The organism is Paraburkholderia sp. EG304 (genome assembly GCF_046543485.1).
In the GTDB taxonomy this organism is placed as follows: domain Bacteria; phylum Pseudomonadota; class Gammaproteobacteria; order Burkholderiales; family Burkholderiaceae; genus Paraburkholderia; species Paraburkholderia youngii.
This window is the reverse complement of sequence record NZ_JBKGUA010000396.1, coordinates 1-335: the sequence shown is the minus strand read 5'-3', so window position 1 is coordinate 335 and position 335 is coordinate 1. Positions and strand designations below refer to the sequence as shown.

The 335-nt window shown below is 60.6% G+C and carries 1 protein-coding gene; it reads left to right on the top strand.

Going from position 1 to position 335, the window contains the following annotated elements; genetic code table 11:
• Positions 1-335, top strand: a 335-nt coding sequence (locus tag ACLFKU_RS44455) for an IS66 family transposase (RefSeq protein ID WP_410853479.1), incomplete at both ends; no start/stop codon positions are given.

Below are 335 nucleotides of genomic sequence, written 5' to 3'. Positions count from 1 at the left end.
CTACAACCGCTGGTCGACGCGCTGCATCAGGAAATCCTGCAGCAGGGTGTGCTGCATGCGGATGAGACGCCGGTACAGATGCTCGGTCCCGGCAAAGGCAAGACACATCGCGCGTATCTGTGGGCGTATACGCCGACGCACTACAGTGAGCTGCGCGCCGTGGTCTACGACTTCGCCGACAGCCGTGCAGGCGAACATGCCCGCGCGTTCCTCGCTGACTGGCAGGGCAAACTGGTATGCGACGACTACAGTGGGTACAAGGCTGGATTCCAGCAGGGCATCACTGAAATTGGATATGCAGCGCACGCGAGACGCAAGTTCTTCGATCTGCACGC